This window comes from Streptomyces sp. NPDC040610 (assembly GCF_055594065.1).
Window position 1 is genome coordinate 22198 of sequence record NZ_JBVIXA010000018.1, and the last position, 14272, is coordinate 36469.

At 73.2% G+C, this 14272-nt stretch carries 11 protein-coding genes; 8 read left to right on the forward strand and 3 right to left on the reverse strand.

Translation table 11 applies throughout. The annotated features are described in order from the left end of the window. The first annotated feature begins 2 nt into the window (after window positions 1-2). The 8 genes from ACZ6AA_RS37190 to ACZ6AA_RS37225 all read left to right on the forward strand — a co-directional run bounded on the left by ACZ6AA_RS37190 (window position 3) and on the right by ACZ6AA_RS37225 (window position 9951). Window positions 3-386, forward strand: a complete 384-nt coding sequence (locus ACZ6AA_RS37190) for an antibiotic biosynthesis monooxygenase family protein (RefSeq protein WP_471462893.1) — start codon at window positions 3-5, stop codon at window positions 384-386. Further along, window positions 379-1287 carry an amidohydrolase family protein gene (locus ACZ6AA_RS37195; RefSeq protein ID WP_471462895.1) on the forward strand — a complete coding sequence of 303 codons (909 nt, stop codon included), beginning with the start codon at window positions 379-381 and terminating at the stop codon, window positions 1285-1287. Before ACZ6AA_RS37190 ends, ACZ6AA_RS37195 begins: the two co-directional genes overlap by 8 nt. A gap of 138 nt (window positions 1288-1425) precedes the next feature. Then, complete coding sequence (locus ACZ6AA_RS37200; protein WP_468453677.1) at window positions 1426-2172, forward strand: response regulator transcription factor; 747 nt, start codon at window positions 1426-1428, stop codon at window positions 2170-2172. Continuing rightward, window positions 2169-3887 carry a sensor histidine kinase gene (locus ACZ6AA_RS37205; RefSeq protein ID WP_471462897.1) on the forward strand — a complete coding sequence of 573 codons (1719 nt, stop codon included), beginning with the start codon at window positions 2169-2171 and terminating at the stop codon, window positions 3885-3887. Before ACZ6AA_RS37200 ends, ACZ6AA_RS37205 begins: the two co-directional genes overlap by 4 nt. Before the next feature lie 26 nt (window positions 3888-3913). Next, the gene (locus ACZ6AA_RS37210; RefSeq protein WP_471462899.1) at window positions 3914-5284 is read left to right on the forward strand and encodes a bifunctional glycosyltransferase family 2/GtrA family protein; all 1371 of its coding nucleotides are present in this window, start codon (window positions 3914-3916) and stop codon (window positions 5282-5284) included. Further along, the gene (locus tag ACZ6AA_RS37215) at window positions 5281-7425 is read left to right on the forward strand and encodes an ArnT family glycosyltransferase (RefSeq protein WP_471462901.1); all 2145 of its coding nucleotides are present in this window, start codon (window positions 5281-5283) and stop codon (window positions 7423-7425) included. The genes ACZ6AA_RS37210 and ACZ6AA_RS37215 overlap by 4 nt, the downstream gene beginning before the upstream one ends. A gap of 93 nt (window positions 7426-7518) precedes the next feature. Continuing rightward, window positions 7519-9066: an MFS transporter gene (locus ACZ6AA_RS37220; protein WP_471462903.1), complete on the forward strand. Its 1548-nt coding sequence runs from the start codon at window positions 7519-7521 to the stop codon at window positions 9064-9066. Between the two features lie 24 nt (window positions 9067-9090). Continuing rightward, complete coding sequence (locus tag ACZ6AA_RS37225; RefSeq protein WP_471462905.1) at window positions 9091-9951, forward strand: TetR/AcrR family transcriptional regulator; 861 nt, start codon at window positions 9091-9093, stop codon at window positions 9949-9951. A 64-nt stretch (window positions 9952-10015) separates the two neighbouring features. On the opposite strand, the gene ACZ6AA_RS37230 is transcribed toward ACZ6AA_RS37225, so the two are convergent. From ACZ6AA_RS37230 to ACZ6AA_RS37240, 3 genes are all read right to left on the reverse strand, one after another. After that, the gene (locus tag ACZ6AA_RS37230; RefSeq protein WP_471462907.1) at window positions 10016-10852 is read right to left on the reverse strand and encodes a YceI family protein; all 837 of its coding nucleotides are present in this window, start codon (window positions 10850-10852) and stop codon (window positions 10016-10018) included. A gap of 184 nt (window positions 10853-11036) precedes the next feature. After that, complete coding sequence (locus ACZ6AA_RS37235; RefSeq protein WP_468454283.1) at window positions 11037-13511, reverse strand: MFS transporter; 2475 nt, start codon at window positions 13509-13511, stop codon at window positions 11037-11039. Between the two features lie 100 nt (window positions 13512-13611). Continuing rightward, the gene (locus ACZ6AA_RS37240; protein WP_471462909.1) at window positions 13612-14115 is read right to left on the reverse strand and encodes a MarR family winged helix-turn-helix transcriptional regulator; all 504 of its coding nucleotides are present in this window, start codon (window positions 14113-14115) and stop codon (window positions 13612-13614) included. Window positions 14116-14272 lie beyond the last annotated feature (157 nt).

The window sequence follows — 14272 nt, forward strand, 5'->3', positions numbered from 1 at the left end:
TCATGAGTGATCAAGAGCTTGGTGCTGCTGCCGCCACCGGGGACGACAGACCCGTCCAGCCCGCCCGCCCCACCCCTCCCTTCGAACCGCCCTACTACGCCGTCGTCTTCACGTCCCTGCGCACCCAGGAGGACAACGGCTACGACGCGACCGCCGAGCGCATGGACGAGCTGGTGGCCTCCGTGCCGGGGTTCCTCGGGGTGGACTCGGCGCGGTCGTCGGACGGGTTCGGCATCACCGTCGCCTACTTCCGCGACGAGGAGGCCATCGCGGCCTGGCGCGAGGACCCGGAGCACAGCGAGGCGCGGGCGCGGGGCCGCAAGGAGTGGTACGAGGGCTACGCCGTGCACGTGGCCAAGGTCGAGCGGAGCTATGGCCTTGGGTGACGACTTGGACGGGGAGAGGGTGGAGGAGGCCGCGAGGGTCACCGCGTTCTGGGAGCGGCTCGGGCTGCCGGGACTCGTCGACGTACACACGCACTTCATGCCGGAGCGGGTCCTCAGCAAGGTGTGGGACTACTTCGACGCGGTCGGGCCGCTCACGGGAGTGAAGTGGCCGATCGTGTACCGGCACGACGAGGAGCGGCGGCTCGCGGTGCTGCGCGGGTTCGGGGTGCGGGCGTTCACGTCGATGCTGTACCCGCACAAGGCGGGCATGGCGGAGTGGCTCAACGGCTGGGCCGTGGAGTTCGCCGCGCGGACGCCGGACTGTCTGCACACGGCGACGCTGTTCCCGGAGCCGGAGGCCGGGCGGTATGTGCGCGAGGCCGTCGAGGCCGGGGCGCGGGTGTTCAAGTCGCATGTGCAGGTGGGGGCGTACGACCCGAACGACGCGCTGCTCGACCCGGCGTGGGGGCTGCTCGCGGAGGCCGGGATCCCGGTGGTGATGCACTGCGGCTCGGGCCCGGCGCCCGGCAAGCACACCGGGCCCGAGCCGGTGGCGCGGCTGCTGGCGCGGCATCCGCGGCTGCCGCTGGTGGTGGCGCACATGGGGATGCCGGAGTACGCGGACTTCATGGACCTGGCGGAGCGGTACGGGGAGGTGCGGCTCGACACGACGATGGCGTTCACGGACTTCAGCGAGGCGACGACGCCGTTCCCGCGCGGGGAGCTCGGGCGGCTCGCGGAGCTGGGGCTCGGCGGGCGGATCCTGCTCGGGACGGACTTCCCCAACATCCCGTACGGGTACGTCCACCAGCTCGAAGCGCTGGAGGGGCTCGGGCTCGGCGACGACTGGCTGCGGGCGGTGTGCCACGGGAACGGGGCGAGGCTGTTCGGGCTCGCGTGAGGCCGGGCGGGGGGAGGGGTGGGGCCCCGGCAAGGGTGAGGCCCCGGCCCGGGTGCGTCCGGCCCGGCGCCGCGTTTTCTCAGGGAATTCACAGGTTGCCGAAAGCCCCCTCTCACGGCCGCCGACCACGCTGAGGCCATGACCACGACCTCGCCCCAGGGGCGTACCGAACTGCTCAGGCCGGACGGGAGCCCCGTCCGCGTACTCGTCGTGGATGACGAGGTGTCGCTCACCGAGCTGCTCTCGATGGCGCTGCGGTACGAGGGCTGGGAGATCCGCAGCGCGGACGACGGCGCGGGCGCGGTGCGGGCCGCGCGGAGCTTCCGGCCGGACGCCGTCGTGCTCGACATGATGCTGCCGGACATGGACGGCCTGGCCGTGCTCGGACGGCTGCGCCGCGAACTGCCGGACGTGCCCGTGCTGTTCCTGACCGCCAAGGACGCGGTCGAGGACCGCATCGCCGGGCTCACCGCGGGCGGCGACGACTACGTGACCAAGCCGTTCAGCCTCGAAGAGGTCGTCGCGCGGCTGCGCGGGCTCATCCGGCGCTCCTGCGCGTCCGGGCGGCGCAGCGAGTCCGTGCTCGCCGTCGGTGATCTGACCCTCGACGAGGACAGCCACGAGGTGACGCGCGGCGGCGCGTCCATCCACCTCACCGCCACCGAGTTCGAGCTGCTCCGCTATCTCATGCGCAATCCGCGGCGCGTGCTCAGCAAGGCGCAGATCCTCGACCGGGTGTGGAGCTACGACTTCGGGGGGCAGGCCAACGTCGTCGAGCTGTACATCTCGTATCTGCGCCGGAAGATCGACGCCGGGCGGGAGCCGATGATCCACACGCGGCGGGGCGCCGGATATCTGATCAAGCCCGCCGTCCTGGCGGCGTGAGGCTCCCGCACGGCTCGCGCACCCCGCGCCCCCGCAGGCCCCGCGCCTCGCGCCTTCGCAGGCCCCGCACCCTCCGCACCCGCCTCGTCCTCTCCGCCGTCGCGCTGATCGCCGTCGTGTGCGCGGTGATCGGCACGGTCACGACGATCGCGCTGCGGTCGCATCTGTACGAGCAGGTGGACGGCGCGCTCCGACAGGTCTCGATGCGTGCGGCCGGGCCGCCGGAGGGGGCCGGGAAGCTCCCGGAGCACCGCGACGAGGGGCCCGGCGGGGGCGGGCCGCTGCGGTTCGTCGCCAAGGGCCCGCAGGAGGTCGGCACCGTCGGCGCCGTCGTCGGCGAGGACGGGACCCTCGCCGAGGGCGCCGTCAGCACCGAGCCCGACTTGGCGAGCAGCTCCCCCGAATCCATCGCCAAGCCCCTCGACGCCGCCCAGCTCGACGCCCTCGCCGGCGTGGCCCGCGACGGCGGTCCGCACACCGTGGACGTACCCGGACTCGGCGAGTACCGCGTCGAGTACGCCACCGGCCGCTTCGGCGACTACCTGGTCGGGCTGCCCACCGCCAAGGTCACCAACACCCTCAACACGCTCGTCGTCACCGAGGTCTGCGTCACCGCCGCAGGCCTGGTCGCGGCCTCGCTCGCGGGCGCCGCGATGGTCGGCGTGGCCCTGCGCCCGCTGCGCCGCGTCGCCGCCACCGCGACCCGCGTCTCCGAACTCCCCCTGCACAGCGGCGAAGTGGCCCTGCACGAACGCGTCCCCGACGCCGAGGCCGACGCCCGCACCGAGGTCGGCCAGGTCGGCGCCGCGCTGAACCGCATGCTCGACCACGTCCACTCGGCGCTGCACGCACGCCAGCGCAGCGAGACCCGGGTGCGCCGGTTCGTCGCCGACGCCAGCCATGAGCTGCGCACCCCGCTCGCCTCCATCCGCGGGTACGCCGAACTGACCCGCAGGGGACGGGAGGAGACCGGCCCCGACACCCGGCACGCCCTCGGCCGCATCGAGTCCGAGGCCACCCGGATGACCGGCCTGGTCGAGGACCTGCTGCTGCTCGCCCGCCTGGACGTGGACCGAGGCGGGGGCCACGGCGGCGGGGCGGACCACGGCAGCGGTACGCCGGGCCGGGCGACCCCAGGCCAAACCCCAGGCAAGGGCCAAACCCCAGGCAAGGGCCAAGCCCCAGGCAAGGGCCAAGCCCCAGGCCCCCTCACCCGCGAACCCACCGACCTCTCCCCCCTGCTCGTAGACGCCCTCGGCGACGCCCGCGCCGCGGGCCCCGGCCACACCTGGCGCCTCGACCTGCCCCCCGACCCCGCGCTCGTCCTCGCCGACCCGGCCCGCGTCCAGCAGGTCCTGGTGAACCTCCTCGGCAACGCCCGCACCCACACCCCGCCCGGCACCACCGTCACCGCGCGCGTGCGCCACGAGGGGCCCCGGGTGCGTGTCGACGTCGCCGACGACGGGCCCGGCATCCCGCCCGGCCTGCTCCCGCACGTCTTCGAACGGTTCGCCCGCGGCGACTCCTCGCGCTCGCGCGCCCACGGCTCGACGGGCCTCGGACTCGCCATCGTGCAGGCCGTCGTGGCCGCGCACGACGGCGACGTGACGGTGACCAGCGAGCCCGGCAGCACGGTGTTCACCGTCCACCTGCCCGCGTACCGGGAGCGGCCCTCGTACTCACAGACGGGCCACAGCCTCAGCACACTGCCCTGACAGAGCGGTTGGCGAGCGTCGGACGCATGCCAACCGACTCTGCCAAGGGGCCATCGGGCACCGCTGCCAAGGGGCCGTCGGGCACGCTGCCGACGCGGGCGCACCTGCCCGCGCACAGCGTCCGACACGACGTACACGAAGTACGCGACGCACACGAAGTACGCGACGTACCGACGGCCCCCGTCCTCGACATCGTCATCCCCGTCCACAACGAGGAGAAGGACCTGCCGCCGTCGGTGCGCGGGCTGTGCGACCACCTCGCGCGGACCTTCCCGTACCGCTTCCGCGTCACGATCGCCGACAACGCCTCCACGGACAGCACCCCGCAGGTGGGGGCCGGGCTCGCGGCGCGGCTCCCCGACGTGCGGTACGTGCGCCTGGAGGAGAAGGGGCGCGGGCGGGCGCTGCGCGCCGTCTGGGCCGCGTCGGACGCGCCCGTGCTCGCGTACATGGACGTGGATCTGTCCACGGACCTCAACGCGCTGCTTCCGCTGGTCGCGCCGCTGATCTCCGGGCACTCCGACCTGGCGATCGGCTCCCGGCTCGCCAGTGGCTCGCGGGTCGTGCGCGGCCCCAAGCGGGAGTTCGTCTCGCGGACGTACAACCTGATCCTGCGCGGCTCGCTGCACGCCCGGTTCTCCGACGCGCAGTGCGGGTTCAAGGCGATCCGGGCGGACGTGGCACGGGAGTTGCTGCCGCTGGTCGAGGACACCGGGTGGTTCTTCGACACGGAGATGCTGGTGCTCGCCGAGCGTGCGGGCCTGCGCATCCACGAGGTGCCCGTCGACTGGGTCGACGACCCCGAGTCGAGCGTCCACATCGTCAGGACGGCGGCCGACGACCTGAAGGGCGTCTGGCGCGTGGGACGGGCGCTCGCCGTCGGCGCGCTCCCCCTCGACCGGCTCGCGCGCCCCTTCGGGGACGACCCGCGCGACCGTCGGCTCCCCGGCGTCCCCGGCGGACTCACCCGCCAACTCGTCGGCTTCTGCGTGGTGGGCGCCCTCTCCACCCTCTTCTACCTGCTGCTCTACTCCGGCTTCCGTACGTTCACGGGGGCGCAGGCCGCCAACGCGCTGGCCCTCCTCGTGTCCGCCGTAGCCAACACCGCGGCCAACCGCCGCCTCACCTTCGGCGTGCGCGGCCGGGCCAGCGCGGTCCGCCACCAGGCGCAGGGCCTGGTGGTCTTCGCCGTGGGCCTCGCCCTGACCAGCGGCTCCCTCGCGGCACTCGACGCCGCGTCCGCGCACCCCGCGCACGGCACGGAGCTCGCCGTCCTCGTCGTCGCCAACCTCGCGGCGACGGTCCTGCGCTTCCTGCTCCTGCGGACCTGGGTGTTCCCGGACCGCCGTACGGAGTCGGCGCCTTCCGCCACGTACGAGATGAGGAACCCCCGATGACCACGGTCAACTCGCCCCGGGTCCCTGGGGCACCCGGGGAACCCGGAGCACTTGCGGCACCCGCGGGCGCCCCCGAGGTGCTCCCTGAAGGGGCGCGTCAGGGGCGCCCGGGCGGGCTCCTCTCACGCCTGTGGCGCGGGCGCGCCGAGGACGCGCGCTGGGTGCGCCCCGCCTTCCTCGGCCTGCTCCTGGCCACGGCCGTCCTCTACGTCTACGACCTCGGCGCGTCCGGCTACGCCAACTCCTTCTACTCCGCGGCCGCGCAGGCGGGCGGCCAGAGCTGGAAGGCGCTGTTCTTCGGCTCGCTGGACGCGGGCAACGCGATCACGGTCGACAAGCCCCCGGCCGCGCTGTGGCCGATGGCCCTGTCCGTGCGGCTCCTCGGCCTCAGCTCGTGGGCGATCCTGCTGCCGCAGGCGCTGATGGGCGTGGCCACGGTCGCGGTCCTGTACGCCGCCGTACGCCGCCGCTTCAGCGCCGCCGCCGGTCTGATCGCGGGCGCGGTCCTCGCGCTCACCCCGGTCGCCGCGCTGATGTTCCGCTTCAACAACCCCGACGCGCTGCTCGCGCTCCTGATGACCGTCACCGTCTACTGCGTCCTGCGCGCCCTGGAGCACGGGCGCACCAAGTGGCTGGTGTGGGCGGGCGCCGCCGTAGGCCTCGCGTTCCTCGCCAAGACCCTGCAGGCGTTCCTGATCCTGCCGCCGCTCGCGGTCCTGTACGCGGTGTGCGCGCCCGTGCGGCTGCCCAAGCGGCTCGGTCAACTCGCCCTGTCGGGGCTCGCGATGGTCGTCGCGGGCGGCTGGTGGGTCGCGGTCGTCGAGCTGTGGCCCGCGTCGTCGCGCCCGTACGTCGGCGGCTCCCAGCACAACTCCTTCCTGGAGCTGACCTTCGGCTACAACGGCCTCGGCCGCATCAACGGCGAGGAGACCGGCAGCGTCGGCGGGGGCGGCGGGCCCGGCGGCGGGGGCCGCTGGGGTGAGACCGGCCTCGGCCGGATGTTCGACTCCGAGGTGGGTGGCCAGATCTCCTGGCTCCTTCCGGCCGCGCTGATCCTGCTGGTCGGGGGCCTGATCGTGACGTGGCGGGCGCGCCGGACGGACACCGCGCGGGCCGCGTTCGTGGCGTGGGGCGGCTCGCTCCTGATGACCGCGGCCGTCTTCAGCTTCATGGCCGGGATCTTCCACCAGTACTACACGGTGGCCCTCGCCCCCTACGTCGCGGCACTCGTCGGCATGGGCGCGACCGTGCTGTGGGAGGAGCGCGCCAGGGCGTGGGCGGGCGCGGTGCTCGGCGGGGCGGTCGCGGTGACGGCCTGGTGGGGGTACGAACTCCTCGGCCGTACGCCGGACCACGTGCCGTGGCTGCGCTGGGCCGTGTTGGCCGCGGGGCTCGCGGGCGCGGCGGGGCTGCTGCTCGCGGCCCGGCTCGGGCGGCGGCTCGCCCTCACGGCCGTCGGGCTCGGCCTCGCGGCGTCGCTCGCCGGTCCGGTGGCGTACACGCTGTCCACGGTGAACAGCCCGCACACCGGGTCGATCGTGACGGCGGGGCCCGCTGGGGCGGGGCGGACGGGTGGGCCTGGCGGGCCGGGTGGTGGGCCTGGCGGGACGGGAGGTCCTGGTGGTCCCGGCGGGGACGGCGGGGGGCGGCCTCCGGGGCAGCAGGGGCAGGCCCAGGGTCAGCAGAACCCGCAGGCCCGGCCCCCCGGTCGGCAAGGCCAGCCCCGGCAGAACACCCCACCGCGCGGCGGCATGGGCGGCCTCCTCGACGGCGCCCAAGTCGGCGCCGAGGAGAAGCGCCTCCTGGAAGCGAACGCCAGTGACTACACCTGGGCCGCCGCAGCGATCGGCTCGCAGAACGCGGCGAGTCACCAACTCGCCACCGGCGAACCGGTGATGGCCGTCGGCGGCTTCAACGGCAGCGACCCGTCCCCCACCCTCGCCCAGTTCAAGAGCTATGTGGCCGACGGCCGGATCCACTACTTCATCGCCGGAGGCGGCATGGGCGGCGGCAGGGGAGGCGGCCCCACGGACAGCGGCCAAGGCACCGCCGCCCAGATCTCCACCTGGGTCACGAAGAACTTCACCAAGGTCACCGCGGGCGACGCCACGTTCTACGACCTGACCAAGCCCAAGAGCTGAACACTCCGGCAAAGTCTGTTGTACGGCGTATGGGACTTCCTCTACGGTGTACGTCGACCCACCGACGTACACCGTAGAAGAGAAGGAGCCCGAATGACGGCCACCACCGCCGACAACCCCGAAGCGGTCGTCGGGCACGGCGACCGCCACCCGCAGCGCTGGCTGATCCTGGGCGTCATCTGCCTCGCCCAGCTCACCGTGCTGCTCGACAACACGGTCCTGAGCGTCGCGATCCCCTCGCTCACCAGCGAGCTGGACGCGTCGTCCGCCGACATCCAGTGGATGATCAACGCGTACTCGCTCGTGCAGTCGGGCCTGCTGCTCACCGCGGGCAGCGCCGCCGACCGCTACGGCCGCAAGAAGCTCCTGACCGCGGGCCTGGTCCTGTTCGGTATCGGCTCGCTCGTGGCGGGCCTGTCGCAGACCTCCGCGCAGCTGATCGCGGCCCGCGCCGGGATGGGCATAGGCGGCGCGCTGCTGATGACGACGACCCTCGCGGTCGTGGTGCAGCTCTTCGACGACGCCGAGCGGGTCAGGGCGATCGGCCTCTGGGCGACCGTCAACTCCCTCGGCTTCGCCGCGGGGCCGCTGCTCGGCGGCTTCATGCTCAACCACTTCTGGTGGGGCTCGATCTTCCTGATCAACATCCCGGTGGCGCTGATCGGCGTGGTCGCGGTGGTGCGGATGGTGCCCGAGTCCAAGAACCCCCAGGGCGACCGCCCCGACCTGCTCGGCGCGCTGCTCTCCACCATCGGCATGGCGTCGGTGGTGTACGCGATCATCTCGGGCCCCGAGCACGGCTGGACGTCGGGGCAGGTCCTGGTCCCGGCCGGGGTCGGCGTGGTGGTCCTCGGCGCCTTCGCGCTCTGGGAGCTGCGGGCCCCGTACCCCATGCTGGACATGCACTTCTTCCAGAACAAGCGCTTCATCGGCGCGGTGATGGGCGCGGTCCTCGTGGCCTTCGGCCTCGGCGGCTCGCTGTTCCTGCTCACCCAGCACCTCCAGTTCGTCCTCGGGTACGAGCCGCTGGAGGCGGGCCTGCGCACGGCGCCGCTCGCCGCGACCGTGGTGCTCCTGAACCTGGTCGGCGTCGGCGCGAAGGTGCACGCCAAGCTGGGCACGCCGCTGACGATCCTGACCGGCATGACCACGCTGGCGGGCGGCCTCGCCGTGGTCGCGTCGTTCGGCGGGCACGACTACTCGGGCATGCTGGTCGGCCTGGTCCTCATGGGCGCGGGCATCTCGTTCGCGATGCCCGCGATGGCCAACGCCATCATGAGCGCCATCCCGCCGGAGAAGGCCGGGGTGGGCGCGGGCATCAACGGCACCCTCGCGGAGTTCGGCAACGGCCTCGGCGTGGCGGTGCTCGGCGCGGTCCTCAGCTCCCGCTTCTCGGCCCTTGTCGCGGTGTCGGCGGCGTCGTTCCCCGCGGCGATGGCGGCGGCGGACTCGGCGGGGGAGCGGGACCGGATCGCGGACGCGTTCTCCTCGGGCCTGGAGACCAGCCAGCTGGTCGGCGCGGTGGCCCTGTTCCTCGGCGGCGCGCTGGCGGCGGCGTTGCTGTGGCGGGCGGAGAGGGCAGACTCTGTGCAGCAGGCGGCCCCGGCCGCGCGGCAGGGCACAGCAGGGCACGATGACTGATCACCCGTACGAGGAAGGTGCGCCATGACGAAGGCAGCCGACCGCGCGAAGCGAGCGGCCCGCACGAGCGTCTGGCTGGAGGGCAAGGCGCCGCGCGGCACGAGCCGGAAGGGCGCCCAGCCGAGCGGACTCGACCGGGACCGCATCACCGAGGCCACCGTCCGCCTCCTGGACGCGGAGGGCCTCGCCAAGTTCTCGATGCGCCGCCTCGCCACCGAGCTGAACGTCACCGCGATGTCCGTGTACTGGTACGTGGACACCAAGGACGACCTGCTGGAGCTGGCGCTCGACCGGGTGGCCGCGGAGGTGCGCCTTCCCGACACCGAGGCCGTGCCCGACGCGTGGCGCGAGCAGCTGCGCGAACTGGCCGCCGGATACCGGGACCTGCTGGTCCGCCACCCCTGGGTGTCGCCGCTGATCGGCGACTTCCTGAACATCGGGCCGAACTGGCTGGCGTTCTCCCTCGCCATCCAGCGGGCCGTACGGAACACCGGGCTCACGCCCTACCGCCAGAACGGCGCGATCGCCGCGGTGTTCCAGTTCGTGTACGGCTTCGGGACCATCGAGGGGCACTTCCGCGCCCGGGTCGCGGCCGCGGGGATGACCCAGGACGAGTACTTCAGGGACGCCGTCGGCACGGTCAACGAGGAACTCGCCACCAACGAGGCCGTGCGGTCCGCCGCGGAACTCATGGCGTCCCGCAGCGAGGGCACCGTCTCCGAGATGTGGGCCCGCGACTTCACCATCGCCCTGGACCTGATGATCGCGGGCATCGAGTCGATGCTGGACCCGGCCGTCCTCGCGGGGGACGGCGAGCGGGGCGCCGCCGGGGGTGCGGCCGGGGGAGCCCCTGCCGGGGTCACCGAGGAGGAAAGCCCCCGGTAGCCACCGGCCCCCCCGCTCCGGGCGTCGACGTCCTCGGCGGCGCCCTCGACCTGCCCGGCCCCGCCTACACCTGCGGCAGGCTCTCCCCCTGCACCGCCTGGATGTCCAGCTCCACCTTGAGCGTCGTGCCGATCGCCGAGATGCCCGCCTGGAGCACCTGGTTGTAGTTCATGGCGAAGTCCTCGCGGCGCAGTTCGGCGGTGGCGCGGAAGGCCGCGCGGGTGCCGCCCCAGGGGTCGGCGCCGGTGCCGAGGTAGGACAGGTCCAGGTCGACGGGGCGTACGACGCCGTGCATGCCGAGCTCGCCGTGGACCGTCCAGCGGTCGGATCCGGCGGGTTCGAGGCCGGTCGACCGGTAGGTGATCTCGGGGTACGTCTCGACGTCCAGGAAGTCACCGGACTTCAGGTGGCCGTCGCGCATCGCGTTGCCCGTGTCGATGGACGCGGCCCGGATCACGGCCTCGACCCGCGACTTCGCCGAGCCCTCGGGGTCCTCGGGGTGCTCGGCGATCTCAATGCGCCCCGAGAACTCGGTGAACCGCCCGCGCACGCTGGAGATCCCCAGGTGCTGGGCGACGGCGGCCACGGACGAGTGGACGGGGTCGATGGTCCACGGCCCGGGCGGCGGCAGCTCGGTGCCACCGGCGCGGCCGAGGACTATCCGGCCGACGTCGGCGCGCCCGCTCGCGGTGACGAGGGCGGTGGCGGCGGCGGGCGCGTACCCGACAGCGGTGACGATGACGGTGTACGGCCCGGCGGCCAGCTCCGTGGCGTCCCGCACGACGCCCTCGCCGTCGACCTCGGCGCGCAGCACCTGCGTCCCCGTCATGTCGGTGACGGTGACGACCGCGTGCGGCACCGCCCAACCGTCCCGCGTCCGGATCCGCGCGTTGAGTCCCATCCCGTTTTTCTCCTTGCCGAAGTCCATCGGGCCGCACCCCCACAGGGCCACAGCCCACACAAAGCAATCGGCCCCCGGCGGTGGCGACCGGCCGTCCCCAACCGTCGCGTCGCCACCGTCCCGGGGGCCCTACGCACCGCCCGGGGCCGCGTCCGCTCAAAGCGCGGCCCCAAGGCGGGGTCAGTCACTCGCCCGGGTGGGCGAGTTCGATGTCGTGGCCCTCGACGGGGCCGCCGTCGCCGCCGACCGTCAGGCCGGTGGCCACGGGCGGGTACCCGGTCGCGATGACCGTGTACTCGCCGCTGTCCAGGTCGGTGAAGGCGTACGCGCCGTCCGCCCCGGTGGTGGCGGAGGCCACGACGTTCCCGGCCGCGTCGACGAGCGTGACGCGCGCGCCGTTCAGCGGCCCGCCCGCGGCCCGCACGGTGCCGAGCACCCGCGCGCCGGAGCGCAGTTCGACCTCGACGCGGGTGACGCCGACGGCGGACACCTCGACGGGCAGGGCCACCGGCCGGTGCCCGGCCGCGTTCACGGCGACGGTCACGGGCCCGGGGACCAGCTCGGCGAAGGCGAAGTCGCCCTGCTCGCCGGAGGTCCCGGTGGCGAGCACGTCCCCGCGCACATCGGTCACGACGACCATCGCCCCGGCCACGGGCAGCTGGGCGTCGGCGGTCCGCACGACACCGCCGAGCCCGCTGGTGCCGCTCAGGAGCAGGTCGTACGCGAGCGGCTCGGCGCCGACCACGACGGTCGAGGCCTGCGGCTGGAACCCGTCGGCGGAGGCGATCAGGACGTACGAACCGGCGCCGGGGGCGTCCACGGCGTAGGAGCCGTCGTCCTGGGCGACCGCGCGCCCCAACTGCCGCCCGCCGAGGGAGATCAGCGTGACCGCGGCCCGGGGCACGGGCGCGCTCTCGGCGCCGCGGACGAAGCCGCGTACCGGCACGCCCCCGCCGGTGTCCCGCGCGGGCGCCGCGCCGGAGCCCGCGACGGACGCCGTGGCGGCGAGCCGCTGGGTGCCGTCGGGACCGGCCTCGGTGTGCGCGGCGACGGAGGCGAGCACGGGCTCGGCGTCGGCCGGCGCGGCCTCGACGGGCGCCGCGGGCACGGTGGAGGTCTCGCCGGACTCGGCGGCCTGCGCGAGCGCTCCCGCCGTGCGCAGCGGCACCTCCTTGATGAACAGGGTGACCACGAACGCGAGGAAGGCGATGGGCGCGGCGATCAGGAACACGTCCGCGATGCCGTGGCCGTAGGCGCTCTCCATCACGGTCCGGAACGGGCCGGGCAGCGCGTCCAGGTCCGGGATGCCGCCCCCGCCGGTGCCGCCGTGGCCGAGGGCCGCGCCCTGCGGACCGAGGTCGGCGAGGCCGTCCTTCACGTAGTCGGTGATGCGCGTCGACATCACGGCGCCGAGCGCCGAGACGCCCATGGCGCCGCCGAGGGACCGGAAGAAGGTGACGACGGAGCTGGCGGCGCCGATGTCCTCGGGCGCGACCTGGTTCTGCGTGCACAGCACCAGGTTCTGCATCATCATGCCGATGCCGAGGCCCATCAGGGCCATGTAGCAGGCGATGTGCCAGTACGCGGTGTCGTACCGCATGGTGCCGAGGAGCCCCAGACCGGCGGTCAGCAGCACACCGCCGCTGACCAGCCAGGCCTTCCACTTGCCCGTCTTGGTGATCAGCTGCCCGGAGACGGTGGACGACACGAACAGGCCCGCGATCATCGGGATCGTCATGACGCCGGACATCGTCGGCGACTTGCCGCGCGCCAGCTGGAAGTACTGGCTGAAGAAGACGGTGCCCGCGAACATCGCGACGCCGACGAACAGCGAGGCGAGGGAGGCGAGGGCGATGGTGCGGTTGCGGAACAGCCGCAGCGGGATGATCGGCTCGCTGGCCCTGGACTCGACCAGCAGGAACAGCAGGCCGAGCACGATCGAGCCGCCGACCATCGCGTACGACTGCCACGACAGCCAGTCGTACTTCTTGCCGGAGCCGGAGCCCGCGAAGGTCACCCAGACCAGGAGCAGCGAGACGGCGGCGGTGATGAAGAAGGCGCCGGCCCAGTCGACCTTGACCTGCCGCTTCACGACGGGCAGCTTCAGGGTCTTCTGGAGCACGATCAGGGCGATGATCGCGAAGGGCACGCCGACGTAGAAGCACCAGCGCCAGCCGAGCCAGGAGGTGTCGGTGATGACGCCGCCGAGCAGCGGGCCGCCGACGGTGGCGACGGCGAAGGTCGCGCCGAGGTAGCCGGAGTAACGGCCGCGCTCGCGCGGGGAGATCATCGCGGCCATGACGATCTGGGCGAGCGCCGAGAGCCCGCCGACGCCGATGCCCTGCACCACGCGGCAGGCGATCAGCATTCCGGCGTTCTGCGACAGACCGGCGACGACCGAGCCGAGGACATAGATGACCAGGGCTATCTGGACGAGCGCCTTCTTGCTGAACAGGTCCGACAGCTTGCCCCACAGCGGGGTGCTCGCCGTCATCGAGAGCAGCGCGGCGGTGACGACCCAGGTGTAGGCGGACTGGCCGCCGCCGAGGTCACCGATGATCTCGGGCAGGGCGTTGGAGACGATCGTCGACGACAGGATCGCGACGAACATGCCGAGCAGGAGGCCGGACAGGGCCTCCATGATCTGCCGGTGCGTCATCGGGGCGCCGCTGTCGGGGTGCCCGTGCGCTCCGTGCTTGGCATGGCTGCCCCGCACACCGGACGGTGTGGATGTTGCCATGGGTTCCTTTTCCTGATTCTTACGCGGGTGTACGGGTGGTTTCGGTGGGTTCCTCGGTCGCGTGCGGCGCTCCGGGGAGCCGGGCCGAAGCCGCGCGGCAGTCCCCGAATCCCGCACGCAGGCGTGCGAGCAACGAGCTGAGCAGGCCGACGTCGGCGTCGGACCAGTCGTGCAGGTAGTGGGCGAGGGTGGCGATGGACAGCTCGGACAGCTCCTCGAACTTGGCCTCGCCCGCGGGCGTGAGCCGCAGGATGCGCGAGCGCTTGTCCGCGGGGTCCGGGGCCCGGTCGATCCAGCCGCGCTCCGCGACGTGCGCGACATGGCGGCTGGTCACCGACATGTCGACGGCGAGGAGTTCCGCGAGGCGGCTCATCCGCATCTCGCCGTGGCGCTGAAGCAGCGTGAGCACGGCGGCGGAGCCGCTCGGGCAGTCGGCGGGCAGACCGCGGCCGAGGCCGCGCTTCACGGCGCCGATGGCGCTGAGCTGGCGGGCCAGTTCCGCGTATTCACGCTGTGCGGCCATGGCATCCACCCTCACTTTTCGTTGCTTAGGGCAACCATAGAAGCAGTTGGTTGCCACAGGCAAACTAAAACCGGACCAACGGGCTAAAGGGCTGGCAAAGGTCTCGGACCCCGGAGGTAAAGCCGCCGGTCAGCGGGGGTTGGGCCGGGCGGCGGAG

Excerpts from the sequence above, each read along its gene's own strand:
- ACZ6AA_RS37190 (WP_471462893.1), top strand. The coding sequence starts at position 3 with ATGAGTGATCAAGAGCTTGGTGCTGCTGCCGCCACCGGGGACGACAGA.
- ACZ6AA_RS37200 (WP_468453677.1), top strand. The coding sequence starts at position 1,426 with ATGACCACGACCTCGCCCCAGGGGCGTACCGAACTGCTCAGGCCGGAC.
- ACZ6AA_RS37210 (WP_471462899.1), top strand. The coding sequence starts at position 3,914 with ATGCCAACCGACTCTGCCAAGGGGCCATCGGGCACCGCTGCCAAGGGG.
- ACZ6AA_RS37215 (WP_471462901.1), top strand. The coding sequence starts at position 5,281 with ATGACCACGGTCAACTCGCCCCGGGTCCCTGGGGCACCCGGGGAACCC.
- ACZ6AA_RS37220 (WP_471462903.1), top strand. The coding sequence starts at position 7,519 with ATGACGGCCACCACCGCCGACAACCCCGAAGCGGTCGTCGGGCACGGC.
- ACZ6AA_RS37225 (WP_471462905.1), top strand. The coding sequence starts at position 9,091 with ATGACGAAGGCAGCCGACCGCGCGAAGCGAGCGGCCCGCACGAGCGTC.
- ACZ6AA_RS37230 (WP_471462907.1), bottom strand. The coding sequence starts at position 10,852 with ATGGGACTCAACGCGCGGATCCGGACGCGGGACGGTTGGGCGGTGCCG.
- ACZ6AA_RS37235 (WP_468454283.1), bottom strand. The coding sequence starts at position 13,511 with ATGACGCACCGGCAGATCATGGAGGCCCTGTCCGGCCTCCTGCTCGGC.
- ACZ6AA_RS37240 (WP_471462909.1), bottom strand. The coding sequence starts at position 14,115 with ATGGCCGCACAGCGTGAATACGCGGAACTGGCCCGCCAGCTCAGCGCC.